The sequence below is a fragment of the Streptomyces sp. WG7 genome (genome assembly GCF_049975785.1).
GTDB lineage: Bacteria > Actinomycetota > Actinomycetes > Streptomycetales > Streptomycetaceae > Streptomyces.
Genome location: NZ_JBNGGE010000005.1, coordinates 89,512 through 114,229 on the forward strand (window position 1 = coordinate 89,512; position 24,718 = coordinate 114,229).

The 24,718-nt window shown below is 72.7% G+C and carries 22 protein-coding genes; 15 read left to right on the plus strand and 7 right to left on the minus strand.

What is annotated here, in order from left to right; genetic code table 11:
- Positions 1 to 267: 267 nt before the first annotated feature.
- The 4 genes from ACP4J0_RS07835 to ACP4J0_RS07850 all read left to right on the plus strand — a co-directional run bounded on the left by ACP4J0_RS07835 (position 268) and on the right by ACP4J0_RS07850 (position 5,715).
- Positions 268 to 1,404, plus strand: a complete 1,137-nt coding sequence (locus ACP4J0_RS07835) for a gala protein (RefSeq protein ID WP_426597885.1) — start codon at positions 268 to 270, stop codon at positions 1,402 to 1,404.
- 83 nt (positions 1,405 to 1,487) lie between these two features.
- On the plus strand, positions 1,488 to 3,323 hold the full coding sequence (locus ACP4J0_RS07840) for an ankyrin repeat domain-containing protein (RefSeq protein WP_426597886.1): 1,836 nt from the start codon (positions 1,488 to 1,490) through the stop codon (positions 3,321 to 3,323).
- Positions 3,320 to 4,525, plus strand: a complete 1,206-nt coding sequence (locus tag ACP4J0_RS07845) for an AAA family ATPase (RefSeq protein WP_426597887.1) — start codon at positions 3,320 to 3,322, stop codon at positions 4,523 to 4,525. Before ACP4J0_RS07840 ends, ACP4J0_RS07845 begins: the two co-directional genes overlap by 4 nt.
- An 11-nt stretch (positions 4,526 to 4,536) precedes the next feature.
- The gene (locus ACP4J0_RS07850) at positions 4,537 to 5,715 is read left to right on the plus strand and encodes a DUF2201 family putative metallopeptidase (protein ID WP_426597888.1); all 1,179 of its coding nucleotides are present in this window, start codon (positions 4,537 to 4,539) and stop codon (positions 5,713 to 5,715) included.
- 106 nt (positions 5,716 to 5,821) lie between these two features.
- On the opposite strand, the gene ACP4J0_RS07855 is transcribed toward ACP4J0_RS07850, so the two are convergent.
- Both ACP4J0_RS07855 and ACP4J0_RS07860 read right to left on the minus strand, forming a co-directional pair.
- Positions 5,822 to 7,831, minus strand: coding sequence for a pentapeptide repeat-containing protein (locus tag ACP4J0_RS07855; RefSeq protein ID WP_426598013.1), 2,010 nt, complete (start codon positions 7,829 to 7,831; stop codon positions 5,822 to 5,824).
- A 311-nt stretch (positions 7,832 to 8,142) separates the two neighbouring features.
- On the minus strand, positions 8,143 to 8,964 hold the full coding sequence (locus ACP4J0_RS07860) for a VOC family protein (RefSeq protein ID WP_426597889.1): 822 nt from the start codon (positions 8,962 to 8,964) through the stop codon (positions 8,143 to 8,145).
- A 252-nt stretch (positions 8,965 to 9,216) separates the two neighbouring features.
- Between ACP4J0_RS07860 and ACP4J0_RS07865 the strand changes: the two genes are divergently transcribed.
- A complete protein-coding gene (locus ACP4J0_RS07865) occupies positions 9,217 to 10,068 on the plus strand; it encodes a sulfurtransferase (protein ID WP_426597890.1) in 852 nt (283 codons plus the stop codon).
- Between the two features lie 80 nt (positions 10,069 to 10,148).
- On the opposite strand, the gene sepH is transcribed toward ACP4J0_RS07865, so the two are convergent.
- Complete coding sequence (sepH, locus tag ACP4J0_RS07870; RefSeq protein WP_426597891.1) at positions 10,149 to 11,207, minus strand: septation protein SepH; 1,059 nt, start codon at positions 11,205 to 11,207, stop codon at positions 10,149 to 10,151.
- Positions 11,208 to 11,678: 471 nt separating this feature from the next.
- Between sepH and ACP4J0_RS07875 the strand changes: the two genes are divergently transcribed.
- Positions 11,679 to 12,515 (plus strand): hypothetical protein, encoded by an 837-nt coding sequence (locus tag ACP4J0_RS07875; protein ID WP_426597892.1) that lies wholly within the window; start codon positions 11,679 to 11,681, stop codon positions 12,513 to 12,515.
- Here the strand turns inward: ACP4J0_RS07875 and ACP4J0_RS07880 are convergent.
- Both ACP4J0_RS07880 and ACP4J0_RS07885 read right to left on the minus strand, forming a co-directional pair.
- Positions 12,439 to 13,749, minus strand: a complete 1,311-nt coding sequence (locus ACP4J0_RS07880; RefSeq protein WP_426598014.1) for a D-arabinono-1,4-lactone oxidase — start codon at positions 13,747 to 13,749, stop codon at positions 12,439 to 12,441. The genes ACP4J0_RS07875 and ACP4J0_RS07880 overlap by 77 nt on opposite strands.
- The gene (locus ACP4J0_RS07885) at positions 13,718 to 14,974 is read right to left on the minus strand and encodes an MFS transporter (RefSeq protein WP_426597893.1); all 1,257 of its coding nucleotides are present in this window, start codon (positions 14,972 to 14,974) and stop codon (positions 13,718 to 13,720) included. The genes ACP4J0_RS07880 and ACP4J0_RS07885 overlap by 32 nt, the downstream gene beginning before the upstream one ends.
- Positions 14,975 to 15,146: 172 nt before the next feature.
- Here ACP4J0_RS07885 and ACP4J0_RS07890 point away from each other — a divergent pair, with 172 nt between their 5' ends.
- Together ACP4J0_RS07890 and ACP4J0_RS07895 are read left to right on the plus strand one after the other, a co-directional pair.
- Positions 15,147 to 16,274: a ferrochelatase gene (locus ACP4J0_RS07890; protein ID WP_426597894.1), complete on the plus strand. Its 1,128-nt coding sequence runs from the start codon at positions 15,147 to 15,149 to the stop codon at positions 16,272 to 16,274.
- 8 nt (positions 16,275 to 16,282) lie between these two features.
- On the plus strand, positions 16,283 to 17,101 hold the full coding sequence (locus ACP4J0_RS07895) for an inositol monophosphatase family protein (protein WP_426597895.1): 819 nt from the start codon (positions 16,283 to 16,285) through the stop codon (positions 17,099 to 17,101).
- A 693-nt stretch (positions 17,102 to 17,794) separates the two neighbouring features.
- Here ACP4J0_RS07895 and ACP4J0_RS07900 read toward each other — a convergent pair.
- Positions 17,795 to 17,968, minus strand: a complete 174-nt coding sequence (locus tag ACP4J0_RS07900; protein ID WP_167392522.1) for a hypothetical protein — start codon at positions 17,966 to 17,968, stop codon at positions 17,795 to 17,797.
- 450 nt (positions 17,969 to 18,418) lie between these two features.
- Between ACP4J0_RS07900 and ACP4J0_RS07905 the strand changes: the two genes are divergently transcribed.
- The 4 genes from ACP4J0_RS07905 (at position 18,419) to ACP4J0_RS07920 (ending at position 22,049) form a co-directional block, all read left to right on the plus strand.
- Entirely contained in the window at positions 18,419 to 19,072 is a 654-nt protein-coding gene (locus tag ACP4J0_RS07905) for a response regulator transcription factor (protein ID WP_003993508.1), read from the plus strand.
- A gap of 6 nt (positions 19,073 to 19,078) precedes the next feature.
- Positions 19,079 to 20,323 (plus strand): sensor histidine kinase, encoded by a 1,245-nt coding sequence (locus tag ACP4J0_RS07910; protein WP_426597896.1) that lies wholly within the window; start codon positions 19,079 to 19,081, stop codon positions 20,321 to 20,323.
- A gap of 405 nt (positions 20,324 to 20,728) precedes the next feature.
- Positions 20,729 to 21,025 (plus strand): DUF4193 domain-containing protein, encoded by a 297-nt coding sequence (locus ACP4J0_RS07915; protein WP_003993510.1) that lies wholly within the window; start codon positions 20,729 to 20,731, stop codon positions 21,023 to 21,025.
- Between the two features lie 13 nt (positions 21,026 to 21,038).
- The gene (locus ACP4J0_RS07920) at positions 21,039 to 22,049 is read left to right on the plus strand and encodes a hypothetical protein (RefSeq protein ID WP_426597897.1); all 1,011 of its coding nucleotides are present in this window, start codon (positions 21,039 to 21,041) and stop codon (positions 22,047 to 22,049) included.
- A gap of 13 nt (positions 22,050 to 22,062) precedes the next feature.
- On the opposite strand, the gene ACP4J0_RS07925 is transcribed toward ACP4J0_RS07920, so the two are convergent.
- A complete protein-coding gene (locus tag ACP4J0_RS07925; protein ID WP_426597898.1) occupies positions 22,063 to 22,524 on the minus strand; it encodes a DUF3093 domain-containing protein in 462 nt (153 codons plus the stop codon).
- Between the two features lie 57 nt (positions 22,525 to 22,581).
- On the opposite strand from ACP4J0_RS07925, the gene ACP4J0_RS07930 reads away from it, so the two are divergent.
- Genes ACP4J0_RS07930 through ACP4J0_RS07940 form a run of 3 tightly spaced genes read left to right on the plus strand, consistent with a single transcriptional unit; the run spans position 22,582 to position 24,477 of the window.
- Positions 22,582 to 23,166, plus strand: coding sequence for a PaaI family thioesterase (locus ACP4J0_RS07930; RefSeq protein ID WP_426597899.1), 585 nt, complete (start codon positions 22,582 to 22,584; stop codon positions 23,164 to 23,166).
- Positions 23,163 to 23,723 (plus strand): dUTP diphosphatase, encoded by a 561-nt coding sequence (gene dut, locus ACP4J0_RS07935; protein ID WP_426597900.1) that lies wholly within the window; start codon positions 23,163 to 23,165, stop codon positions 23,721 to 23,723. The genes ACP4J0_RS07930 and dut overlap by 4 nt, the downstream gene beginning before the upstream one ends.
- A 1-nt stretch (position 23,724) precedes the next feature.
- Positions 23,725 to 24,477, plus strand: a complete 753-nt coding sequence (locus ACP4J0_RS07940; protein ID WP_426597901.1) for a DUF3710 domain-containing protein — start codon at positions 23,725 to 23,727, stop codon at positions 24,475 to 24,477.
- Positions 24,478 to 24,718: the final 241 nt, after the last annotated feature.

A 24,718-nucleotide genomic window follows, 5' to 3' on the forward strand; every position in this document is an offset into this window, starting at 1 on the left:
CGGACATCTCACCGGACATCTCACCGGACGTCCCGCCGAACAACTGATCGACATGTCGGCGGATCCGGCTATGATCTTCCACGGCAAGGCTGTAGCGCAGAGGTCGTCGCGCCCTAGCATCAAGCTGGAGGACGTCGGTTCGAATCCGACCGGCCTTGCCGCCCTTGTCGTGGAGGAACGTCGATTGGCGTCGGTCCGTCCTGGGCGGGCGGAGGGCGATGCCGTCCTCGGCGGGCCGGGCACCGGCGATGGACCGGTGGAGTGGTGATGACGCAGCCGACACCCGTGCGCTGCCCGGCGATCGAGCACCCGGACATCCCGATCAGTGACCCTGTCGGCCTGGACCCGCTGCTGACCCGGCTGACGTCGGCCCGGGCGGTGGAGACCGACGAGGTGTTCCCGCTCGGCACCGTGCGCGCGGACGGCCGTGTCGACCTGTGCAAGCAGGGCCTCGGGGCGGCCGGCGCCGCCCGGCTGATGCCCGTCGCCGCCACCTCACCGCACGCCCGGCACGTCCTGCTCGGCACCAACGCCATCGGCGACGAGGGGGCGTCGACGGTCGCCCGCGCGCTCGTCGACGGCCACGGCCTGCACACGCTCTACCTCGGCTGCAACCGCATCGGCCCGGAAGGCGCCGACGCGCTCGCGGACACGCTCTCCGCGGACGACACCGTCCGCGCCCTGTGGCTCAAGCGCAACCCGGTGGGCGACGACGGCGTGATGGCGCTCGCCGCGATGCTCCGCCGCAACACCACACTGCGCACCCTCGACCTGGTCAACACCGGTGTCACCACCAGGAGTCTGCGCGCCCTCGTCGACGCCCTCACCGGCCGCCCGCACCCGGTGGAACGCCTCTTCCTCGGCGGGAACGGCCTGACCGCCGACGCCGCCGGCCTGCTGGCGGCCCTGATCCGGGAGGCGGGCGTGCGGGAGCTGTACCTGCCCGCCAACCACCTCGGCGACGAGGGCGCCGCCGTCCTCGCGGCAGCCGCCGCCGACTCCGGGGGACCCGTGCGCCTGGGCCTGGGCGGCAACGGCATCGGCCCCGCCGGGGCGCGCGCCCTCGCCGGCGCCCTGGGCGCCATCGAGACGCTCGACCTGGGACGGCCGATGTCGGAGCGGAGCCTCGGCGCCCCCGCCAACGCCACCGGCGACGAAGGCGCCCGCGCCCTGGCCGCCGCGCTCGCGGGCAGCCCGCTGCGCCGGCTGGAGCTGTGCCACACCGGGCTCACCGGCCGGGGCGCGAAGTCCCTGCTGGCGGCGGTGCCGGACGCCTCACCGCTGGAGTACGTCGGTCTGGGGCCCGGACTGCCCCGGAAGGTGAAGCGGTCCTTCACCCAGCGCCTGCGGCCCGTGGCCGGGGCCCACCCCGACCTGCGCGCGATAGGAAGTGTCTACCGTTGAGCGGCCGCCCCGAACTCCCTTGCTTCCCACCGGAGGAGGCGGCGAGCCGGCGGCGGGTCCGCCGCTACGCCGTGCCCCGGAGGATGATCGAGCGCGCGACGGAACGCCGTACGGCCGGTGACTGGCGGGGCGCGTGCGCGGCGGCCGACGTGGACGTCGACATCGACCTGCCGGAGGTCGCCGAGCACTGCGGCGACGACGTCGCCGCGGCGCTGGCGGACGACCTGCGCCACCTGGTCCCGGACCTGGTGCGATGGCACCTGCCCCGGGTGCTGGGCGGGTGGACCACCCTCGACACCGACCGCACCGTGGTCCTCGCCCGCTACCGGCCGGTGCGAGCGGGCGAAGGCCCCCGCTCCACGCCGTACCTGCACCTCACCACGCCCGCGATGCTGGAGGGCCCGCAGCGGATCACCCTGCGGTTCCGAACGGTCGCGGACGAGAAGACCGCCGGCGTCTTCGGGAGCCCGACCGAGGACTGGCGGTACGCCCGGCACCTGTGGGACGCGCGGCACACCGCCGAACTGCGCGAGCGGTGCGGCGGCGGCACCGAACGTCCCCCCTTCTTCCACACCGACGGCCGACCGCGCCGTACGGACGAACTGCCCACGGCCGACCCCGGCCCCGGTGACGCGCCGGCCCGGGCCGAGTGGGTCACCCTGCTGCACCAGAACGGCGAGGTCGAGGCGGCCTTCACCGCGGCCGGGATCGAGGCCGACCTGACACCCCCGTCCGGCGGCCCCGGCTGGTACCAGGCCGATCCGACGAAGCTCCTCGGCCGGCTCGCGCTCGACCACACCCGTCTGGAACGGGAGGTCCGCCGGCTGAAGGACGAGGGTGTCGGCGACCGCTTCCTCGTCGTCGGCGACTGGCGCACACGCATCCTGCTGGAGCCGACGGCCACCGGTCTCGGGGTCAGGGCCGTCGACCGCGGGGAGACCAACGGCGTGCCCTTCCTGGCCGAGGCGCTCTGGCGCAGGCTCCCCGACCTCGACCTGCTGCGCGTCGGCGGAGTCGAGCCGGAACACCTGCATCCGCTGGTCCGCGAGGCGCTGTTCCCCGACCTCCGGGTCGCCGACGGGACCGGTGGCCCACCGGGCCCCGCCGTCCCCGAACCCGTCCGGGTGCGCTGCCGCGGCGAATGGCACGAGGTGGGCTTCCGCCCGGGCGGTCTGCTCCGCATGCCGCACAGCGACGAGGAGCAGCAGCGCGAACGGGCCCTGCGCGCGTTCGGCGGCGCCGTCGCCGGGTGCTTCGCCGTCGAGCAGACCTGGGCGTCGGGCGACGGCCGGCTGCCGAAGGCGCTCCGCGCCCAGCGCCAGGACCTGTTCCTGCGCGCCCAGCACGGCGACACCCACGGCGTGCTCCAGCTCCTGGACGCGGGAGTGGATCCCCGGGTCCGCGACGCCTCCGGACGCTCGCTGCTCCACGTACTGCACCTCCTCGACCACGAACCGCTCCTGCCCCGGCTGCTCGCGGCAGGGCTCGACCTGGAGGCCCGGGACCAGCGGGACCGCACACCGCTGTTCGTGGCGGTCAACGACGGCGGCTCCAGGGCCCTCGTGGAGGCACTCCTCGCCGCCGGTGCCCGGATCGACGTGGAAGACCAGATGGAGCTGTCGCTGGCCCAGGTCATCCGCCGCTACCAGCGTTCCGACCTGGCCTTCCTCCGGAAGCGCGTCCGTGAGGAACACCCTGGCCTCGGGGCCGACTGGTGGGACGAGTACATGGACCGCAACGAGCAGGAGGAAGCGGACGAGTACGAGCCTGTCGAGCCCGAGCCCGAGCCCGAGCCCGAGCCCGAGCCCGAGCCCGACGAGCCCGAGCCCGACGAGCCCGAGCCCGACGAGCCCGAGCCCGACGAGCCCGAGTCCGACGAGCCCGGACTCGACGCGTACAGCAAGGAACCGCCGTTTTGAGCACCGACGCCGCCCCCCGCACCGGACCGGCCCCGCTGGCCGCCGCGGACGACCTCGTCGCCAGGCTGCGCACCCGGCGCACCGAACCCGCCGCCAACCCCCAACTGGAGGCGCTCGCCCTGGCCGTGACGGCCAACCAGCCGGTCCTGCTGTGGGGCGAACCGGGCATCGGCAAGTCCGCCGGCCTTGAGCAGCTCGCCGCCGGACTCGGCCTCCCGCTGGAGACGGTCATCGCCAGCGTGCACGAGCCGTCGGACTTCGCGGGACTGCCGATCGTCGGGGACGACCCGGCCACCACCGGCGTGCCGATGGCCCCGCCCGACTGGGCGGTCCGGCTCACCCGCGCCGGACAGGGCCTGCTCTTCTTCGACGAGCTGTCCTCCGCGCCACCGGCCGTGCAGGCGGCGCTGCTGCGGGTCGTCCTCGAACGCCGGGTCGGCAGCCTCGTCCTGCCCGACGCGGTGCGCATCGTCGCCGCCGCCAACCCGCCGTCGAGCGCCGCGGACGGCTGGCACCTCAGCCCCCCGCTCGCCAACCGCTTCGTCCACCTCGACTGGACCCACGACCCGGCCACGGTCGCCCGCGGCATGGCCGGTACCTGGCCGGAGGTGGCCATCCCCGCGGTCGATCCGGCCAAGGTGCCCGGTGCCGTCGCGCGCGCCCGCGGCGCCGTCTCCGGTTTCCTCACGGCCCGGCCCGGCCTGGTCCACCACATACCCGCCGATGCCGAGAGCCGGGGCCGCTCCTGGCCGTCGCCCCGCACCTGGGAGATGGCGCTGCGGCTGCTCGCGACGGGATACGCGACCGGCGCCGGCCGCGAGGCGACGGCCGCCGCGCTCACCGGTGCCGTCGGGGACGGCGCGGGCATCGAACTGCTGTCGTACCTGGAGCACCTCGACCTGCCCGACCCCGAACGGGTCCTCGCCGACCCCGACGCGTTCGCCCTCCCCGAGCGCGGCGACCGGCAACTGGCCTTCCTCATCGCGGTCGTCGCCGCCATCCAGAGCGACCTCACCCGGCCCCGCTGGGAGGCCGGCTGGGCGGTCCTGGCCAAGGCCGTGGACGCGGGCGTACCGGACGTGGCCGCCCGGGCGGCCACCGACCTCGCGTCGATGCGCCGGCTCGACTGGCCCGTACCCCCCGGCATCGACGGGTTCCTGGACCTGCTGCGGATGTCCGGGGCCCTGCCCGGCAGCCGTTGAGGCACGTAGGCATGACGGATCCCCGCAGCCGCCTGGACACCACCAAACTGCTCGCGGCCCGCTACCGCGCGGCGAACGACCGCCCCTACCTGGCGTCGGCCCTGTACGCCCTCACCGTCGTGCCCAGCCCCGACGTGCCGACGATGGGCGTGGACCGCCACTGGCGCTGCTACGTGTCGCCCGCCTTCGTCGACGCCACCCCCGTGGAGGAACTCGCGGGCGTCTGGATCCACGAGGCGGCACACCTGCTGCGCGACCACCACGACCGCGCCGGCCGGCTCCCCGCCGCCGACCAGCGCGACCGGTACCGCGTCAACGTCGCCCAGGACTGCGAGATCAACGACGACCTCCTCGCCGACGGCCTGCGCCTGCCCGCCGGACGCGTCGAACCCCGCCTCTTCGGCCTCCCCGAAGGGCAGCTGTTCGAGGCGTACCTGCCGCAACTGCCCCCGCACGTAAGGGAACACGACTGCGGATCGGGCGCCCACGGCCGCCCGGCGCCCTGGGAACTCCCCGGATCCGCCGGCCCCGCCGCACTCGGCGACGTCGAGGCCCAGGCACTGCGCCGGCTCACCGCCGAGGCGATGCGCACCCACCAGCGCACCCGCGGCACCCTGCCCGCGGGCTGGCAGCGCTGGGCCGAGGAGGTGCTGGAACCCACGGTGGACTGGCGGCAGGCGCTCTCCGGCGCGGTCCGGGAAGCCGCCGCGTGGGCCGGCGGGGCCGTCGACTACACCTACCGCCGCCCGTCGCGCCGCACCCCGGCGCTGCGCGGCGTCGTCCTGCCCAGCCTGCGCCGTCCGCTGCCCCGGGTGGCCGTCGTCGTCGACACCTCAGGCTCGATGGGCGACGCGGAACTCGCCGCCGCCCTGGGGGAGATCACGGGCGTACTGCGCGAGGTCGGCGTGCGCGGCAACCGCGTCACCGTCCTCGCCTGCGACGCCGACGTGCACGCCGTGTCCCGGGTGACATCCACCGATCAGATCAGCCTCGGCGGCGGAGGCGGCACGGACATGCGCGTCGGCATCGACGCCGCCCTCGCGGCCCGCGACCGCCCCACCATCGTCATCGTCCTCACGGACGGCTTCACCCCCTGGCCCGCCGAAACCCCGTCCTGCCGCCTCATCGGGGCCCTGATCGGCCCCGAAGCGCCGCAGCCTCCGGCCTGGGTGGAGACGGTACGGATCTGAACCCCCTTGAAGAAGGCCCCGCCCCTCAGGGCGATCTGGGTACACCGGGTATTGCAGTGTTCCAGTGGCCCGTGTTCTGCGGACCCCTTGCTGTGGCAGCGCACGGTCAACGTTTGACGCGGTTGCGGACGGCCAGGACGGCCAGACCCAGCAGGACGGGCTCGGCCACGCGGGAGGCCATCTCGATGTAGGTGCCGGCGGTGGTCAGGCCCTGTCCGCTGGAGCGGAACACCACGGAGTTGAGCGTGACGTTCAGTGCCTTCTCGAAGCGCTTGCCGGTGAACCTGTTTCCGGTGGGATTGCGCGGGTCGGCCTTGTCGATCTCGAAGGTGACCCTGCCCCCGCCGGGCGGCACGGTGCCGGTCGCTTCCTGCTTCGGGGAGTTCTGGGGGAGCCCGAAGCCCATCAGCAGCACGATGGTGACGAGCATGGCGGCAGCGAGCCAGCCCAGGGCGCGCGAGGCGCGCAGTCCGTAGCCGGACAGTATCCAGTAGCCGTACAGCAGCCCGCGTTCGGCACGGGGGGTGCCGGTGCGGTCGTGGCGCCGCATCTCCATCTCGCCGTAGTAGAAGTCCGCCGCTCCCGGCTCGTTCTTGCCGTCCTCGAACGCCTTGCGGAGTGCCCGGTACACCGGCGACAGCTGCGCCGGTCCGACGTGTCCGGCGCCGAGCACTGCTGGACTCCAGCCCCGGACTGCTCTCGGCCGGCGTGCGCGCCAGTGGTGCTCTTCGGCGAGGGTGCGGCGCTGGGTGAACCGTACCGGGCGCCGACGCCGCCGGTGCGTGCGGGACGGGACCGTGTCGAAGGAGCAGGTGCCCTCCAGCCGCAGCTGGTCCAGGTGCACGGTCCCGGTGAACAGGCACTCCGACAGGTCGACGTCGGCGAGAACCAGATGGGCGGCGTCCACCCCACGCAGCGAGGCGATCCGCACCGCGGTGCCGGGTGCGTGGGCAAGAGCCCGTTCTGCCACCGGCTGCCCGTCGGGGAGCACGAAGGGGTCGGCCTCCGCGGCGATCGTGAGGGGGTACTCGAAGACGGCGTGGGCGAAGTCCACCGTGGCGTAGCGCAGGCGCAACTCGGCCGTTGACGACCAGCGGGTCCGTCGGCACTCCAGGCGACGCGCGGCGGATGCGAGGGTCACCGGGCCGCCGAACACCGCTCCGGACAACTTCACCCGCCCGGCGCACACCAGTGGCCCCAGGCTGACTGACCGCTCGAAAACCGCCTGTTCGAACCGTGCATCGCCCAGGAACGTCGCCGACTCGAACCGTGCGTCGCCTCGGAACGTCGTCGATCTGAACCGTGCGTCACCCCGGAAGGCCACTGAGGCGAACCCGGCACTGCCTTGGAACGTCGCCGAGGAGAATCCGGCACCGCCCTGGAACGTCGCCGATCTGAACCGTGCATCGCCGTGGAAGGTCGCTGCCCCGAACCAGGCGCCGTCCTGGAAGGTCACCGACCCGAATCCGGCGCCACTCCGAAAGATCGCCGACTCGAACCAGGCGACACCCTGGAACGTCGCCGACTCGCACCCGGCATCGCCTTGGAAGACCGCCGACTCGAACCGGGCGTCGGCCTGAAAGGCCGTGAACCTGAACCGCGCGTCGGCCTGGAAGGCCGCCGACTCGAACCAGGCGGCGTGCTGGAAGGTCACCGACCTGAACTCGGCGCCCTCCCGGAAGGTCACGGACCTGAACCGGGCGTCACCTCGGAAGGTCGCCGACCTGAACCACGCGACGCCTTGAAAGGTCGCCGACGCGAATTCGGCGTCGCCCTGAAAGGTCGCTGACTCGAACCAGGCATCGCCTTGGAAAAGCGCCGACGTGAACCGAGCCTCACCGAGGCGGGGATGTCCGGTGGCGGGGTCACGGAGGGCGTCGAGGAGGGCGTCGAGAAGGGATTCCGCGAAGGGGGTGCCGCGGTGGTCGATGTCGGCGCCGGGGGCCAGACCGGCCAGGTAGGCGTCGCGGTCGGTGCCGGTCAGGTGGGCGAGGCATGCGGTGTGACCGGGGACATGGATGCCACGGCAGCCGACCGGGTCCTCCGGGGCGGCGCCGTGGCCGCAGTGCGGCCAGTCGGGCGGAGTCGTGGACGGTGCGGAGCCCAGGTGCGTCATGTCCTGAGGACGATCACGCACGACCGGACGGTTTCCCGCCGCTTCCTGGCCGCCGCCGTACCGACGGAAGCGCTGACGTGGACCGTGCGCTCCTGAGTCCCTCCATGCGGTCCGGTGAACAGGACCAAGGGCTCCTCTCCGCAAGGTGATTGACAAGCCGGGTCATCGGTCCTTCGCATACGTGCAAGCCCTGGCGAAGCTGCCAAGTCGTACCTCGTGTTCCCCGTACCGCCGGCCGAGCCGTGGTCGGCCGACTGCCTCCGCGACGTCTTCACAGTGGACGTCGTCCGGCGGAGGTGCCCCGGCCGTCCTCACCCTTTCCGCGCGTTGGCGTGCTCGCACTGCACCAGCGCGAACCGCGCCCCCTCCGGATCCGCCACCATCGCCACCCGGCCGTGGGGAGTGTCCTGGACGGGCTTGACGGCATGGCCGCCCAGATCGGTGAGGCGCTCCAGGGACTCCTCCGCGTCGTCCACTTCGAAGTACGTCAGCCAGTGCGGCCCCCGGTCGCGGGGCAGGGCGGTGCCGAGGCCGTGGATGCCGGCGACGGGGCGTCCGTCGAGGCGCAGGGTCACGTAGTCGAAGTCGGCGGAGACCTCCGGCGCCAACTCGAAGCCGAACACGGTCTCGTAGAACTTGGCGACGCTCGTCGACTCGAAGGTCATCAGCTCGTTCCACGCCGGTGTGCCGGGCACGCCCGTGACGGCGGTGCCGAGGTGCGCCGCCGCCTGCCAGATGCCGAAGACGGCGCCCGAGGGGTCGGAACAGATGGCCAGACGGCCGGCCGCGCCCGCGTCGAGCGGGCCCACACCGATCGTGCCGCCGCACAGGCGTACCGTTTCGGCCGTCCGGTTGACGTCGTCGGAGGCGAAGTAGGGAGTCCAGGCCAGGGGCAGGTGCCGGTCCGGGGGCAGCTGGCCGATACCCGCTACCTCGCGACCGTCGAGCAGGGCCCGTGCGTAAGGGCCCAACTGCTGTGGCCCCGGCTGGAATTCCCAGTCGAACAGTGCGCCGTAGAACTCCCGGGTCGCGGCCGGCCCGTGCACCATCAGACTCACCCAGCAGGGTGTGCCGGGCGCGTGCCGGGCGTTCGTCTCGTCGTCCCGGCCGGTCGACTCCCGTGCGTCGGTCATCGTCACTCTCTTCTCGGCCCTCCGCGGGCCGTGCGTCCGCTTCCGCTCTGACGGATACCGGTCTGACAGACCTTCGCGCCGGTGCCGGCACCGGACCCGCGCCGCGTGCTTCGGGCGCGCCCGTGGGGACGGCCCGGCTGCTCGGGTGGTACAGCATGTGCCCGAACCCGTACGCCTCGTGATCGGTACTGTACGGCGGGCAGAGTAGCCCGACATCGACGCGGCGGCCACTCGGTACGCCAGGATGGGGCCATGAACGCCATCATTTCCGTACCCGAACTCGTGACCGAACTGGCGGGCGTGAACCCGCCGGTCCTGCTCGACGTCCGCTGGCAGCTGAGCACGGCCGGGGCGGCCGGCGCCGCGCCGTTCGACGGGCGGGCCGCGTACGCGGCCGGGCATCTTCCCGGTGCCGTCTTCGTCGACCTGGACAGGGAACTCGCCTCCGCGCCCGGCGGGCGCGGCCGGCATCCGCTGCCCGACGTGGCGGAGTTCGGAGCGGTGATGCGCCGGGCCGGAGTGTCGTCCGGCCGGCCGGTCGTCGTGTACGACGGCGGGCAGGGGTGGGCGGCGGCTCGCGCGTGGTGGCTGCTGCGCTGGACGGGTCACCCGAACGTGCGGGTCCTCGACGGCGGGTTGCCGGCCTGGGAGGCGGAGCTGTCGACGGACGTCCCCGCTCCGGTGGAGGGCGACTTCACGCCGGAACCGGGCGCGGCGGGGATGCTCGACGCGGACGGCGCCGCCGCGCTGGCCCGGTCCGGGCTGCTGCTCGACGCCCGCGCGGGGGAGCGGTACCGGGGCGAGGTGGAGCCGATCGATCCGGTAGGCGGTCACATCCCGGGCGCCGTGTCCGCGCCGACGACGGACAACGTGGCGGCGGACGGCCGCTTCCTGCCGGCCGGGGAACTCCGGGCGCGCTTCGAGTCCTTGGGGGCCGGGGAGGGCGGTGAGGTCGGCGTGTACTGCGGCTCGGGCGTGTCGGCCGCCCATGAGGTGCTGGCGCTGGCGGTGGCGGGCATTCCGGCGGCGCTCTATGTGGGTTCGTGGTCGGAGTGGTCGTCGGATCCGGACCGGCCGGTCGCGGTGGGACCGGACCCGCAGTAGAACAGCATCCAGCAGGCCCGGCGCACGAGAGGGGACCGCAGCCGCAGGGGCGCGGTCCCCTCTCACGCGTCGAACGCTGCCTACTCCTGCTTCTTCCGCCGCGTCCCGAACACGATCTCGTCCCAGCTGGGGACCGCCGCCCGGCGGCCCGGGCGGACGCCGTCGGCCTCGGCCTGGCGGTCGGTGGAGCCGGTGAGGCGGTCGCGGTGGCTGGCCACGGAGCGCGGCATGAGCACGTCGGCGTAGGCGGAACCGGCCGACGCCGCGGAGGCCGGAGGCTCCTCCACCTCGGGCTCCTCGACGGGCTCGTCCACCGGATCCGGAGCGCGCTCGGGTACCACCAGGTCGCCCCGGAAGCTCGGTACCGCCTCCAGCAGGCTGGTGAGCGAGTCGCGTTCGCGTTCGGCCGAGGCGGTGATCGCGGTCTCCTCGTCCGGCTCGGACGGCGGTGGGGGCAGGCTCGGCCGCTCCCGCTGCTCCCGGTCGAGGGAGCGGTCCAGCGGCCGGTCGCGCGGCAGCCGGGCGATGCGCGGGACGAAGGGGAAGCTGGGCTCGGGCGCGGCGAGGTCGTCGGACTCGCCGATCAGCGCGCGCGCCTCCTCGTCGACGGCCTGGACGAGCCGCCGGGGCGGGTCGTACGTCCAGCTCGCCGAGTGCGGTTCGCCCGCGACCAGGTAGACCAGCAGGACTTCCCAGGTGCCGTCGTCGCGGCGCCAGGAGTCCCACTGGACGGTGTCCTTGTCGGCGCCGCGCAGCACCAGCCGCTCCTGGACGGCCTCGCCGAGGGGCGGCCCGGAGTTCTCGCCGGGGCGGCGGACGGGGGTCTTGCGGGCCCGCTCCGCCATGAAGGCGCGCTCGGCCAGCACGGGGCCCTCGAAGCGCCGTACGCGGTCGACGGGGATGCCGGCCATCTGGGCGACCTCTTCCGCGGTCGCACCGGCACGTATACGCGCCTGGATGTCGCGGGGGCGGAGATGACTCTCCACCTCGATCTCGATCTGGCCGAGGCGGGGACGGTCGCCGCGTACGGCGGCCCGGAGCCGCTCGTCGATCGGAAGCGTGTACTCCGTGCTGTCCGCAGCCTTCAGCACCAGCCGTGTGCCGTCATTCGAGACGGCCACGACACGCAGTTCGGGCATGGGGACCTCCCGGGTGGTGCCTGCCGACGTCACGTGCGTCGCTGCTTCCGCTCTGTCGAGTGTGACCTGCCCGGGTGCAGCCTGCCACAACCTTGCCGAGTTGCCCGGCGTGTCGGGCACGGGCCCTGGATCGCCGTTATGGCACGGTTACCCATTTACAACGGTGAGTGACCGATTCTGTCACCCTGTGCAACCAGCCCCCTCCCGGCGGTCCTTCAAGGTCCGGAGCCCCCTGTCGGGAGACCGGGCCCAGGGTTCGCAACAGTACTCCATTCGGACCACCTGCGTGGATTGGCGCGCCGCTCGACTTCCGGCAAGAGGTGCGCCAGGGCGCTCCCGGTGCGGTTTCCTCGGTCTCGGGCGTGGCGTACTTCACGGAATCACCAGAAACGGAACTAATGGTTTCGGTGACACGTCCCTTTCTCGTGCAGTTGATCGATCACGTACGGGAAAGACAGGCAAGGTCCGGGGATGCGTGAAAAGCCCGATGATGCAGACGAGGCGGATGTGCGCGCGGAGGTGAAGTCCAAGCGAATCGACCTGAGCGTGCCCCAGGTCGCGGGCAGCGCCCTGGCGGCGGTGGTGGCCGCCAAACTCGCCTCCTCCTTCGGCGTGTACGGCACGATCCTCGGGGCCGGCCTGATCAGCGTCATCGCCACCTGCGGCGGCTCGGTCCTCCAGCACTTCTTCAAGCGCACCGGCGAGCAGCTCCGGGTGAAGCGCCCCCTCGGCGCCGGGGGTGCGGACGGGCGAGGGGCGGCGGTCCCGGGCGAGTTCACCGCAGGCACCGTCTACCGCGCACGGACCAGGGGCTGGAAGCGCCCGTTGGTCGCCGCGGCCCTCGTCTTCGGCGTCACCATGGCCGGGATCACCGCGTACGAGGTCGCCTCCGGCGAGAGTCTGGGGGGCGGCCACAGCACCACCGTCGGCAGTGCCCTCTCCGGGCACGGCAAGTCCGCGGCGGATGAGAACAAGTCGGATGATTCCGGCAATTCCCAGGACTCCCAGGACTCCCAGGACTCCGGTGGACCGGGTGACTCGGGCTCCGGCGGCGACGCCCCGACGGCCACCCCGTCCGGTACTCCGAGTGGCACCGACGGCGCCGACGGCGGCGCGTCGCCGGGCAGCGGCTCCGGGGAGGACGGGGGTACGGCGTCCAGCCCGACGCCCACCCCGGACGCCACCGGGGAGGGCTCCGGCGACGCCGCGAGTCCGGCCCCCGACGTCTCGGCTACGGCCCCAGAACCCGGCGCAAGTAGTCGTTCCGGAACAGACGATCCGGGTCGAGGCGGTCCCGCAGCGCCGTGAACTCACCGAAGCGCGGATACACCCGGGAGAAGTACTCGGCGTCCCGGGTGTGGATCTTGCCCCAGTGCGGTCGCCCCTCGTGCGCCGTGAAGATGCGCTCGGCGGCGGTGAAGTACGCCTGGTAGGGCGTGCCCCGGAACATGTGGACGGCGATGTACGCGCTGTCGCGGTCCGAAGCCGTGGACAGCGTGATGTCGTCGGCCGGGGCCGTGCGCACCTCGACCGGGAAGCTGATCCGCAGCCGTGACCGGTCGACCATCGCCCTCAGCTCGCGCAGCGCAGGGACGACGGCCTCGCGCGGAACGGCGTACTCCATCTCCAGGAAGCGCACCCGGCGCGGAGATGTGAAGACCTTGTAGGAAGTGTCCGTGTACGTCCGCGCGGACAGTGCCCTGCTGGAGATCCGGGCGATCGCGGGGACGGCGGCGGGCGCCGCGCGGCCGACCCAGTTGGCCGCCTGGAAGACACCGTTGGACAGGAACTCGTCCTCCAGCCAGCCCCGGAGCCGCCCCACCGGTCGTTCGGGGCCGGCGCTGCGGTTGTTGCGCTTGGTGTTGGTGCTGCCGGTGTGCGGGAACCAGTAGAACTCGAAGTGCTCGTTCTCGGCCCACAGTTCGTCGAAGTCGGCGAGAACCCGGTCGAACCGCATCGGTTCCTCGCGGGCGGTGAGCAGGAAGACGGGTTCCACGGCGAAGGTGATCGCGGTGACGACGCCCAGCGCGCCCAGGCCGATCCGGGCCGCGGCGAAGACGTCGGGGTTCTCCCGCTCGGAGCAGGTCAGCACCGAGCCGTCCGCCGTGACCATCTCCAGGCCCCGGATCTGGGCGGCGACCGAGGCCGAGTCACGGCCCGTGCCGTGGGTGCCGGTACTGGTGGCCCCGGCGACGGTCTGCTCCATGATGTCGCCCATGTTCGTCAACGACAGGCCCTCGCGCGCGAGGGCCAGGTTGAGCCTCTTCAGCGGTGTGCCCGCTTCGACCGTGACCGTCATGGCGGCGCGGTCGATGGCGCGGATGCCGGTCAGCAGCTGAGGGCGTATCAGCACGCCGTCCGTCGCGGCTATCGACGTGAAGGAGTGCCCGGTGCCGACGGCCTTGACCCGCAGTCCGTCCTCGGCCGCCCTGCGAACGGCCTCGGCCAGTTCGTCGACGGAGGCGGGGGTGACCTCCCGCGCGGGGCGCGCGGAGACGTTGCCGCCCCAGTTACGCCATGTGCCGTTCTTCCCGCTCGCCATCCCGCTCGCCGTGCGTGTGCTGCCCAACGGTCCCTCCCCGACGCGGAGCCGGCCGCTTGAGCCGGCGGTACCCGAGGAAACCGACCGCGGCCGCGACGGCCCCGGCCACCGCCGGAACCGCGTACCCGGCACGCGCCCCGGAGGCGTCGATCACCCAGCCGCCCGCGGAGGAGCCGAGTGCGATCCCGACCGCGAGGCCGGTGCTCACCCAGGTCATGCCCTCGGTGAGCTGCGTGCGTGGTACGTGCTCTTCGATGAGGGACATCGTCGTGATCATCGTGGGAGCGATGGACAGACCCGCAACGAACAGCGCCGCGGCCAGAAACAGCAGGTTTCCGACCAGTAGGAGGGGGATCATACTCACGGCCATCGCGCAGACGCCCAGCAGCCAGCGGCGTTCCGGCGGCCCGGCGAAGCGCATCAGCCCGAAGATCATGGCCGCCGTGCACGACCCCGCCGCGTACAGGGCGAGGACCAGGCTGGCGGCGGCCTTGTGCCCCTCCTCCTCGGCGAAGGCCACGGTGACGACATCGATGGCCCCGAAGATCGTCCCCGTCGCCGCGAACGTCCCGACCAGGACCTGGAGCCCCCGGGAGCGCAGGGCGGTGCCGCCGCCCTTGTGCTCGCGAGGATGCGGCTCCGGCTCGGTGGCGCGCTGGGCGGTCAGCCAGAAGACGCCCGTCGCCAGGAAGCAGGCGGCGAGCAGCGGACCGGCCTCCGGGAACCAGGCGGTGGACAGGCCGATGGAGATGATCGGCCCGAAGATGAAGCAGATCTCGTCCACCACGGACTCGAAGGAGTACGCGGTGTGCAGCTGCGGGGTGCCCCGGTACAGGGCCGCCCACCGGGCCCGGACCATCGCACCGAGGCTCGGCACGCAGCCGACGCCGGCGCAGGCGACGAACAGCACCCAGTCCGGCCATCCGTAGTGCGCGGCCGGCAGCAGCACGGCCGCCGCGGTGAGCGACACGAGGGTCGCCGGTCGCAGCACCCGCCGCTGGCCGTACCGGTCCACCAGGCGGGAGACCTGCGGTCCGGCCACGGCGGCGGCGAGCGCGATGGTGGCCGACAGGGCGCCGGCCAGCCCGTACCGCCCGGTCAGCTGCGAGATCATCGTCACCACGCCGATGCCCATCATCGACAGCGGCATCCGGCCGAGGAAGCCCGCGGTGGAGAAGCTCTTGGAGCCGGGGGCGGCGAACAGGGCGCGGTAGGGGCTGGGCAACGAGGTCTCCGGGAGCGGCTCAGTAACGACTCGGACGACTCAGTAAGGTCCGAACGCAGTCGATACAGCTTACTCGTCACAACGCCCGGAAACAGCCCCGCGGACCTGGCGGAACGCACCGTCGGCACCCCGCCGTTTTCCCGCTGTCAGTGCCGGGTGGCAGGATCGAGACATGCCAGACGTGCTCGATGCCAGCCCCTACGACGCCCTGCTCCTGCTCTCGTTCGGCGGCCCCGAAGGGCCGGACGACGTGGTCCCGTTCCTGGAGAACGTGACGCGCGGGCGCGGCATCCCCAAGGAACGCCTGAAGGAAGTCGGCCAGCACTACTTCCTCTTCGGCGGGGTCAGCCCCATCAACGACCAGAACCGCGCCCTGCTGGACGCCCTCCGCGAGGACTTCGCCGAGCACGGCCTGGACCTGCCGGTCTACTGGGGCAACCGCAACTGGGCGCCGTACCTGACGGACACCCTGCGCGAGATGGTCCGCGACGGACGCCGCCGCATCCTCGTCCTCGCCACCAGCGCCTACGCCTCGTACTCGGGCTGCCGCCAGTACCGCGAGAACCTCGCGGACGCGCTCGCCGCGCTGGAGGCCGAGGGCCTGGAGCTGCCGAAGATCGACAAGCTGCGGCACTACTTCAACCACCCGGGCTTCGTGGAGCCCATGGTCGACGGGGTCGTCCGGTCCCTCGCCGAGCTGCCCGAGGAGGTGCGGGACGGCGCCCACATCGCCTTCTGCACCCACTCGATCCCCGACTCCGCCGCGGACACCTCCGGCCCGGTCGAGGAGCACGGCGACGGCGGGGCGTACGTACGCCAGCACCTGGACGTGGCGCAGGTGATCGCCGACGCCGTCCGCGAGCGCACCGGCGTCGACCACCCCTGGCAGCTCGTCTACCAGTCCCGGTCCGGCGCCCCGCACATCCCGTGGCTGGAGCCCGACATCTGCGACCACCTGGAGGAGCGCCACGCGGCCGGCGCCCCCGCCGTGGTGATGGCCCCCATCGGCTTCGTCTCCGACCACATGGAGGTCCTGTACGACCTCGACACGGAGGCCACGGCCAAGGCCGGGGAGCTCGGGCTGCCGGTGCGCCGTTCGGCCACCGTCGGCGCCGACCCGCGGTTCGCCGCCGCGGTCCGCGACCTCGTCCTGGAGCGGGCCGGGGACGAGCGCGGACAGGAGGTCGCCCCGTGCGCCCTCGGCGCGCTCGGCGCGAGCCACAACCTGTGTCCGGTCGGCTGCTGCCCCGCCCGTGCCCCCCGCCCCGCCGCCGCGGGCGCCGACAGTCCCTACGCGTGAGGAGCCCCGTGACCGCCGTGACGCCCGACCCCCTCCACGCCGAGCTGCTGAAGATCGCCCAGGAGGCCGCCCACCGCGCGGGCGAGCTGCTGCGCGACGGCCGCCCGGCCGACCTCGCGGTCGCCGCGACCAAGTCCAGCCCGATCGACGTGGTCACCGAGATGGACATCGCGGCGGAGACGCTGATCACCGGCCTGATCGCCGACCGCCGCCCCGACGACGGCTTCCTCGGCGAGGAGGGCTCCGCGACCGAGGGCACGAGCGGCGTCCGCTGGGTCATCGACCCGCTCGACGGCACGGTCAACTACCTGTACGGACTGCCCACCTGGGCGGTGTCCATCGCCGCGGAGCAGGACGGCGAGCGGGTGGCCGGGGTGGTCGTCGCCCCGATGCGGGGCGAGGCGTACCACGCGGTGCTGGGCGGCGGCGCCTGGGCCACGGGTGCCTGGGACGGCGAACGCAGGCTCGCCTGCCGCCCTGCGGCCCCGCTGGACCAGGCCCTGGTCTCCACCGGCTTCAACTACGTCGCCGACGTCCGCGCCGAGCAGGCCGACATCGCGCGGCGGCTCATCCCGCTGGTACGCGACATCCGGCGCGGCGGCTCGGCCGCGATCGACCTGTGCGACGTGGCAGCGGGACGCCTCGACGGCTACTACGAGCGTGGACTGCACCCCTGGGACCTCGCCGCGGGCGACCTGATCGCCCGGGAGGCGGGCGCGGTGACCGGTGGACGCCCCGGTGAGCGCCCGACCGGCGACCTGACGATCGCGGCCACCCCGGAGGTCTTCGAGCCCCTCCAGCGGCTCCTGACGGACTTCGGCGCGTAGGCCTCCGGCAGGCGGACCGGTGCGCGGGAGGCGACGGCGCACGGCCGGCGCCGCGGGGGCGTGCCGGCTCTCGCGCACGCGGCGCGATCCACCGAGATGCGCCGGCGCCGGCTGCCAGTGCGGTCGGCCGGCACGGGGGCAGGCGGCGGCTGACGTCCCGGGCGATCCGCCCGCGGGTGGTGGCCGCCGTCGCGGCGGAGTATCCGGTCGGCACGGTCCAGGAGTGGCCCGCCGGGTGCCGGTCGTATCACGGCCCGGTGCTCGTGAACCCCGGTGACGTGCGGTCGGGCCGCAGCCTTCGCGCTGCCCGATGCCGACGTCAGGAGCACCGCCGGACGCCGGACCGCACACGGGCCGGCCCTGTATTTCCCGGGTGGGGGCAACGAGGCAATGGGGCAACGGTGCGTGGCCGCCCGGGGGAGGCTGTCCCGTGCCGACGGGGTGCCACTTGTGCTTCCACCCTCGGCCTCCACCCCCGCCTGCCCAGGGTGGTGCCTCCGCGGCGGTGGGGCGTTGGCGCAGCGTGACGGCCCGCGGCTGCGCCCGCCGGCCCACGGGCCATGGTGCTGCCCGGCAGGGGCTGTCCACACGCGGTCCGCGCGGCCCGGCGGCCGTGCGCTTGTGGCCGGACGGCGACACGCACGACAAGGCCCCGGCGCGGATCCCGCCGGGGCCTTGTCGCTCACGGGCCGGTCAGACGCCGGTCGCGCCGACCTCCACACCGTGCTCGGCGGCGAGACGGCGCAGGTCGTCGAGCTCTCCCAACTCCACCTCGACGAGGAACTCGTCCCCCTCGTCGCGGGCGCGGGACAGGTCGGACTCGGTCGTCTTTATGCGCTGCAGAAGTCCTGCGGTGAAAGCGTCCATGCTGCGCCCCCTCGTCCTGGGTCGTGGGTCGTTGGCACGGGGGTGTGCCGTTCGGAAGGGGCGATCACGTCTCCGGTGGAGTGCCCAGCGCTGCCCGGCCGGGCAGCGACGGTGCCGGACACCCACGCCCGCTCTGCGGAAGCGGACCGCGGCGTACCGCGCGGTAACGCGGTACAGGCAGAGCGTGATCGCGGGGTGTAAAGCCGTCCTCCCCCAGCTCCCCTTCGCGGAAACCTCAACCGCGCGAGAAAATCTCGCATTCCCGCTCCCCGCCGCCTTCCCCGCAGTCCCGTCCGACGGAGGCGCTCGGTGCTCGCCACCGGGCCCCCTCACCCGCCTTACAGCCGACTTATGGCCGAAAAGGGCAGGATGGAGGCAACACACCCACCAGCCCCCTGCCCTCGTGCGCCGAGAAGCGCTACGCGGGTGGACACAGGAAGGACAAGCGACGTGCGCGTACTCGTCGTCGAGGACGAGCAACTGCTCGCCGATGCGGTGGCCACCGGACTGCGCCGGGAGGCCATGGCCGTCGACGTCGTGTACGACGGTGCGGCCGCCCTGGAGCGCATCGGCGTCAACGACTACGACGTGGTCGTCCTCGACCGCGACCTCCCGCTCGTGCACGGGGACGACGTGTGCCGCAAGATCGTCGAGCTGGGCATGCCCACACGCGTGCTGATGCTCACGGCCTCCGGCGACGTCAGCGACCGGGTCGAGGGCCTGGAGATCGGCGCCGACGACTATCTGCCCAAGCCCTTCGCGTTCAGTGAGCTCATCGCGCGCGTGCGTGCCCTGGGCCGGCGTACCAGCGTGCCTCTGCCGCCCGTCCTGGAGCGCGCCGGGATCAAGCTCGACCCGAACCGCCGCGAGGTCTTCCGCGACGGCAAGGAGGTGCAGCTCGCGCCGAAGGAGTTCGCGGTGCTGGAGGTGCTCATGCGCAGCGAGGGCGCGGTCGTCTCGGCGGAGCAGTTGCTGGAGAAGGCCTGGGACGAGAACACCGACCCGTTCACCAACGTCGTGCGCGTGACCGTCATGACCCTGCGCCGCAAGCTGGGCGAGCCGCCCGTCATCGTCACGGTCCCCGGCTCCGGCTACCGGATCTGATCGACCGTGGCGACGACACCCGCGCCCCCCGGGGCGCCTCCGAAGCCCACCTGGGACCCGCGGTCGGCCACCCCGCTGCCCTGGCTGCGTCCCACCATCCGGATACGGCTCACGCTGCTGTACGGCGGCATGTTCCTGATCGCCGGCATCCTGCTGCTGTCGATCATCTACCTGCTCGCCGCCCAGGCGGTGCGCACCGGCAACCAGCCGCTGTACAAGATCGTCGATTTCGAGGATCTCCGGGTGACCAGCAACGACTGTCCGGGGATCACCAACGGCAACCTGTCGCTGTCGCAGTTCAACGCCGCGATCAGCGACTGCATCGACCACCAGCGCCAGGTCGCCCTGGACAGGCTGCTCAGCCGCTCGCTGCTGGCGCTGCTCGGCCTCGCCGTGATCGCCTTCGCCTTCGGCTACGCCATGGCCGGCCGCGTCCTGTCGCCGCTGGGCCGGATCACCCGCACCGCGCGCGCGGTGGCGGGCTCCGACCTCTCCCGGCGGATCGAGCTGGACGGCCCGGACGACGAGCTGAAGGAGCTGGCGGACACCTTCGACGACATGCTGGAGCGGCTGCAACGGGCCTTCACCGCCCAGCAGCGCTTCGTCGGCAACGCCTCCCACGAGCTGCGCACGCCGTTGGCGATCAACCGCACCCTCCTGGAAGTGCACCTGTCCGATCCGAACGCCCCGGTGGAGCTCCAGCAGCTCGGCAAGACGCTCCTGGCCACCAACGAACGCAGCGAGCAGCTCGTGGAGGGCCTGCTGCTGCTCGCTCGCAGCGACAACCAGATCGTCGAACGCAAACCGGTGGACCTCGCAGAGGTGGCCGGCCAGGCCGTGGACCAGGTGCACGCCGAGGCGGAGGCCAAGGGCGTGGAGATCCGCGGTACGCGCGAGCCCGCGGTGGTCCAGGGCAACGGCGTCCTGCTGGAGCGGATCGCCCTGAACCTCGTACAGAACGCGGTGCGTTACAACGTGGCCGAACAGGGCTGGGTGGAGGTCACCACCGCGGTCGAGAGCGGCCAGGCGGTCCTGGTGGTCACCAACACGGGCCCGGTCGTACCGGCGTACGAGGTCGACAACCTCTTCGAGCCGTTCCGGCGGCTGCGCACCGAGCGCACGGGCAGCGACAAGGGCGTGGGCCTCGGCCTGTCCATCGCGCGGTCGGTGGCCCGGGCGCACGGCGGGCACATCTACGCGCAACCGCGCGAGGGCGGAGGGCTCGTGATGCGTGTGACACTTCCCGTCTGAGATCATGACCCCGACATCTCACCGAACTCCGAGGATGTTCGCTTTGAGCGGAATTTCCAGGGTGGCGGCCCGGGAGTCGCCTGTGTGATCGATCACAGCGGAGGCTTTCCCGCCATTCACTCTCGGTGATCATGCACCCTGTCGGAAAGCCGGGAAAATCCCGGTTTTCAGGGGTCCTGATCACGGGAAGTACACGGTGAGGCGCCTTTGAAGTGCGGTATTGGGACCGTGTACGGTCCCCATCGCCATCCAAGCCGATCACTCATGAGGAGTCCGGTTGGGTGTCGATTGAGTAACAGACCTTGATGTGAGGCAAAATCTCCGCCTCAGGTCGGGCACAAGTCCGGCCTCTCACGCGTTACGTGCGCTGGAGACACCGCAGACACCCAGAGGGGGAGAGCGACTATGGCAACCGATTACGACACTCCACGCAAGACCGACGACGACGTCGACTCGGACAGTCTCGAAGAGCTGAAGGCGAGGCGGAACGACAAGTCCGCTTCGGCCGTCGACGTCGACGAGTTCGAGGCCGCGGAAGGCCTCGAACTTCCCGGCGCCGACCTCTCGAACGAGGAGCTGGCCGTCCGTGTGCTTCCGAAGCAGCAGGACGAGTTCACCTGCATGAGCTGCTTCCTGGTGCACCACCGCAGCCAGCTGGCCCGGGAGAAGAACGGCCAGCCGATCTGCCGCGACTGCGACTGAGGCGGGGTCGGCCGTGACTGGCTCGACCCCTCCCTGGAAGCGCCGCTTCTCCAGGCGGGAAGCGGACCAAGGACCGTCCGACGGTCCCTACGGCGCGCGTGACGACGAGCGGGGCCCGACCGATAAGGGAACGGCCTCGCTCGGGCCGGCGGCCGACCGGGGTGACCTCCCGGCGACCGCGCAGACGCCGGCACCCGCTGCCCGGCGACGGGCAGCGGCGTTCCGGCACAAGGCCGGACAGGGCGTTCGCAACGGCGGCACCCGCGCCAGGGCCGCCCTGGCGTACCTCGCCGACCGGATCATCGACCTGGCCCCGCGCGTGCCCGTACGGGACCTGGCGACGCTCCGCGGGCAGTTCCCCGGTCTCGGGCCGGAGGAGCTCGCCGACCGGCTCGTGGCAGGCGCCGCCAAGGGCACGGCGACCGTCGGGGCGGGAGTCGGCGCGGCGGCGATGATGCCCGTACCGCCCGCGATGCCCGCCGAACTGGCCGCCGAGGTCACCGGCGTGGCCGCGATCGAGCTGAAGCTGATCGCCGAGCTGCACGAGGTGTACGGTCTGCGTCCGCCCGGCAGCCTCGCGCAGCGGAGCACCGCGTACCTGAACTCCTGGTCGGACGAGCGCGGCGTCGACGTGTCCAAGCCGTCGACCCTCGGCTCGGCGATGAACAGCCACATGAAGCGTCAGCTGCGCCAGCAGATCATGAAGCGGATGGTGCGCAACCTGCCGAACCTCATGCCGTTCATGGTCGGCGCCGCCGTGGGCGCAGTCATGAACCGCCGCGACACCAGAAAGCTGGCCGACAGAATCCGCGCGGACCTGCGCAAGCGCCAGGTGCCCTGGAGCGCCCTCGGCGAGCTTCCCGCTCTGGACGGACCGCAGAACGCGCTGGACATGGGCGTCCTCACGAAGGAGTCCGGCACGAACGACTCCGGAACGCATGAGTCCGGCACACAGGAGTCCGGAACGCAGGAGTCCGGAACGAACGAGTCCGGCCGCCGCCCCGGCTGGGACGGCGGCCGCTGATCCCGCGCGTGCGCTACGCCGCCGCCTTCGCCGCGGCCAGGGCCTCGACCAGCCGCTCCGGCTCGCGGGTCGACAGGTACAGGTACGGAGTCGGGTCCTCCGGGTCCGTGACCACCACGCGCACGGCCCTCGGGATGTAGGCGCGCAGCAGCAGGAAGGCACGGGTGTCGGCCTTGTGGGTGCGCCAGGCGCGGGCCTCCGCCGGGTCGAGGATCTCCGCCTCGCCCAGGGCCGACAGCGGCACCTTCGCCTCGCCCGCGATCAGCGAGTCGCCCACGACGCGGATGCGGACCGCACCGTACGAACTGGCCACCACCGCCGCCACCGCCGTTCCGCCGGCCAGGCCGCCCAGCATCGGCAGCGTGCCGAAGGGCAGCAGGATCAGGGCGAACGAGAGCCCCACCAGGAAGGATCCCAGCCACCAGGAGCGGGGCGCGGTGAGGCGTTCTTCGTACGGGGCGGTGGAGAGCTGCATGAAGCAAGCTTGGCACGGTATCGGTGTTCGGCCGACGCGCGGGTAAGGTCTGCGCCTGTGAGTGGTACTTCCTCAGGTCTTCAGGTCCCCGCCGACGCGGTGAAACCCGTACGGCACCCCGACGCGCCCGCCCCCGGCGAACTGCTCGGCGCGCACTACGGGCAGTGCTTCGGCTGTGGCGGTGACCAGCCCCACGGGCTGCACCTGCAGGCACGGGCGGGCGAAGGCGTGTCGATCACCGCGGAGTTCACCGTGCAGCCCGCCCACCAGGGCGCCCCCGGCCTGGCCCACGGCGGCGTGCTGGCCAGCGCCCTGGACGAGACCCTCGGCTCGCTGAACTGGCTGCTGCGTACGATCGCGGTGACCGGACGGCTGGAGACCGACTTCCTGCGGCCGGTGCCCGTCGACACGACGCTGTACCTGGAGGCCGAGGTGACCGCCGTGGCCGGCCGGAAGATCTACTCCACCGCCACCGGCCGGATCGGCGGCCCCGAGGGACCCGTGGCCGTGCGCGCCGACGCCCTCTTCATCGAGGTCAAGATCGATCACTTCGTCGACCACGGCCGCGAGGAGGAGATCCGCGCCGCCATGGACGACCCGGACCAGGTCCGCCGCACCCGCGCCTTCGAGGTGAACCCGTGAGCAGGGACCCCAGGCCGGAACTCGACGTCCTGATCCGCCGCGTCGACCCCGACGTACCGCTTCCGGCGTACGCGCAGCCCGGCGACGCGGGAGCCGACCTGCGTACCACCGTCGCCTGCGAACTCGAGCCCGGTGAGCGGGCCGTACTGCCCACGGGCGTGTCTGTGGCGCTCCCGGAGGGGTACGCGGCCTTCGTGCACCCACGTTCCGGTCTGGCCGCCCGCTGCGGTGTCGCCCTCGTGAATGCCCCGGGGACGATTGATGCCGGGTACCGTGGGGAGATCAAGGTGATCGTGGTGAATCTCGACCCGCGCGAGACGGTGCGGTTCGAGCGCTTCGACCGGATTGCCCAACTGGTCGTCCAGCAGGTCGAGAGGGTCCGCTTCCGCCAGGTCGCGGAACTTCCCGACTCGGCGCGGGCCGAGGGGGGCTTCGGGTCCACCGGCGGCCACGCCGAGACGGACCGTGCAAGCGGCACAAGCGGTCAGGTCGCCGAGGGCGGCCCGACGGGTGGGAATCGATACGCTTCGGTCGTATCCGACCGGGAAGGACAGTGACGTGTTCGGACGTCGCAAGAAGAGGGATGCCGCCGAGGGCGCGGCCGGCGAGGCCGAGCAGGTCGTCGACAGCGTCGACACCGAGGCGGACGACAGGGTCGAGCGGGTGCGGCTCGAGCCCGAACCGCGGCCCGACGGCCCCTGGGACAGCACCGAGGTCCGCGACCCCGCCGAGGGCCGGGTGGACCTGGGCGGCCTGTTCGTACCCGGAGTCGACGGCATGGAACTGCGGGTGGAGGTCGCGGGCGACGCGATCGTCGCCGCGACCGTCGTGCTGCGCGACAGCGCCATCCAGCTGCAGGGCTTCGCGGCGCCCAAGCGCGAGGGCATCTGGGGCGAGGTGCGCGAGGAGATCGGCTCCGGCATCACCCAGCAGGGTGGCATCGTCGACGAGGTCGAGGGCCCGCTCGGCTGGGAGCTGCGGGCCCAGGTCCCGGTGCAGCTGCCGGACGGCACGAGCGGCTTCCAGGTCGTGCGGTTCGTCGGTGTGGACGGTCCCCGCTGGTTCCTGCGCGGAGTGATCTCGGGCCAGGGCGCGGTGCAGCCGCAGGCCGCCGGTCTGCTGGAGCAGATCTTCCGCGACACGGTGGTGGTCCGCGGCGAGGGACCGATGGCCCCCCGCGACCCGATCGTCCTCAAGCTGCCGAACGACGCGCAGATGGTCCCCGAGGGTGTCCAGCAGGAGGAGGGCTCCCGCTTCGCCGGCGGCATGGGCCAGCTCCAGCGCGGGCCGGAGATCACCGAGGTCCGATAGGCAAGGACTCCGCACGGAGGGCCGCGCCCCGCACGGGGCGCGGCCCTTCCGCCGTGCCGGGCGGAACGGTTCGCCGGACGGACCGGACGGACCGGACGGACCGGACCGGACGGGCGGACGGGCGAGCCGTGGAGCAGCGCCGTCCGCGTGGCCGAGCGGTGACGTCCGCGGACGTCAGAGTTCCGTCAAAGAGCACCTTCCCCCGGCGCCCTGCCCCGCTTTGCCGGGATTGGCGGCCGTA

What these genes read in the sequence shown, in the direction of transcription:
- ACP4J0_RS07890 (WP_426597894.1), top strand. Translation starts at nt 15,147, where the DNA reads ATGCCAGACGTGCTCGATGCCAGCCCCTACGACGCCCTGCTCCTGCTC.
- ACP4J0_RS07835 (WP_426597885.1), top strand. Translation starts at nt 268, where the DNA reads ATGACGCAGCCGACACCCGTGCGCTGCCCGGCGATCGAGCACCCGGAC.
- ACP4J0_RS07850 (WP_426597888.1), top strand. Translation starts at nt 4,537, where the DNA reads ATGACGGATCCCCGCAGCCGCCTGGACACCACCAAACTGCTCGCGGCC.
- ACP4J0_RS07900 (WP_167392522.1), bottom strand. Translation starts at nt 17,968, where the DNA reads ATGGACGCTTTCACCGCAGGACTTCTGCAGCGCATAAAGACGACCGAG.
- ACP4J0_RS07865 (WP_426597890.1), top strand. Translation starts at nt 9,217, where the DNA reads ATGAACGCCATCATTTCCGTACCCGAACTCGTGACCGAACTGGCGGGC.
- ACP4J0_RS07840 (WP_426597886.1), top strand. Translation starts at nt 1,488, where the DNA reads ATGATCGAGCGCGCGACGGAACGCCGTACGGCCGGTGACTGGCGGGGC.
- sepH (WP_426597891.1), bottom strand. Translation starts at nt 11,207, where the DNA reads ATGCCCGAACTGCGTGTCGTGGCCGTCTCGAATGACGGCACACGGCTG.
- ACP4J0_RS07875 (WP_426597892.1), top strand. Translation starts at nt 11,679, where the DNA reads ATGCGTGAAAAGCCCGATGATGCAGACGAGGCGGATGTGCGCGCGGAG.
- ACP4J0_RS07925 (WP_426597898.1), bottom strand. Translation starts at nt 22,524, where the DNA reads ATGCAGCTCTCCACCGCCCCGTACGAAGAACGCCTCACCGCGCCCCGC.
- ACP4J0_RS07860 (WP_426597889.1), bottom strand. Translation starts at nt 8,964, where the DNA reads ATGACCGACGCACGGGAGTCGACCGGCCGGGACGACGAGACGAACGCC.
- ACP4J0_RS07880 (WP_426598014.1), bottom strand. Translation starts at nt 13,749, where the DNA reads ATGGCGAGCGGGAAGAACGGCACATGGCGTAACTGGGGCGGCAACGTC.
- ACP4J0_RS07855 (WP_426598013.1), bottom strand. Translation starts at nt 7,831, where the DNA reads ATGACGCACCTGGGCTCCGCACCGTCCACGACTCCGCCCGACTGGCCG.
- ACP4J0_RS07915 (WP_003993510.1), top strand. Translation starts at nt 20,729, where the DNA reads ATGGCAACCGATTACGACACTCCACGCAAGACCGACGACGACGTCGAC.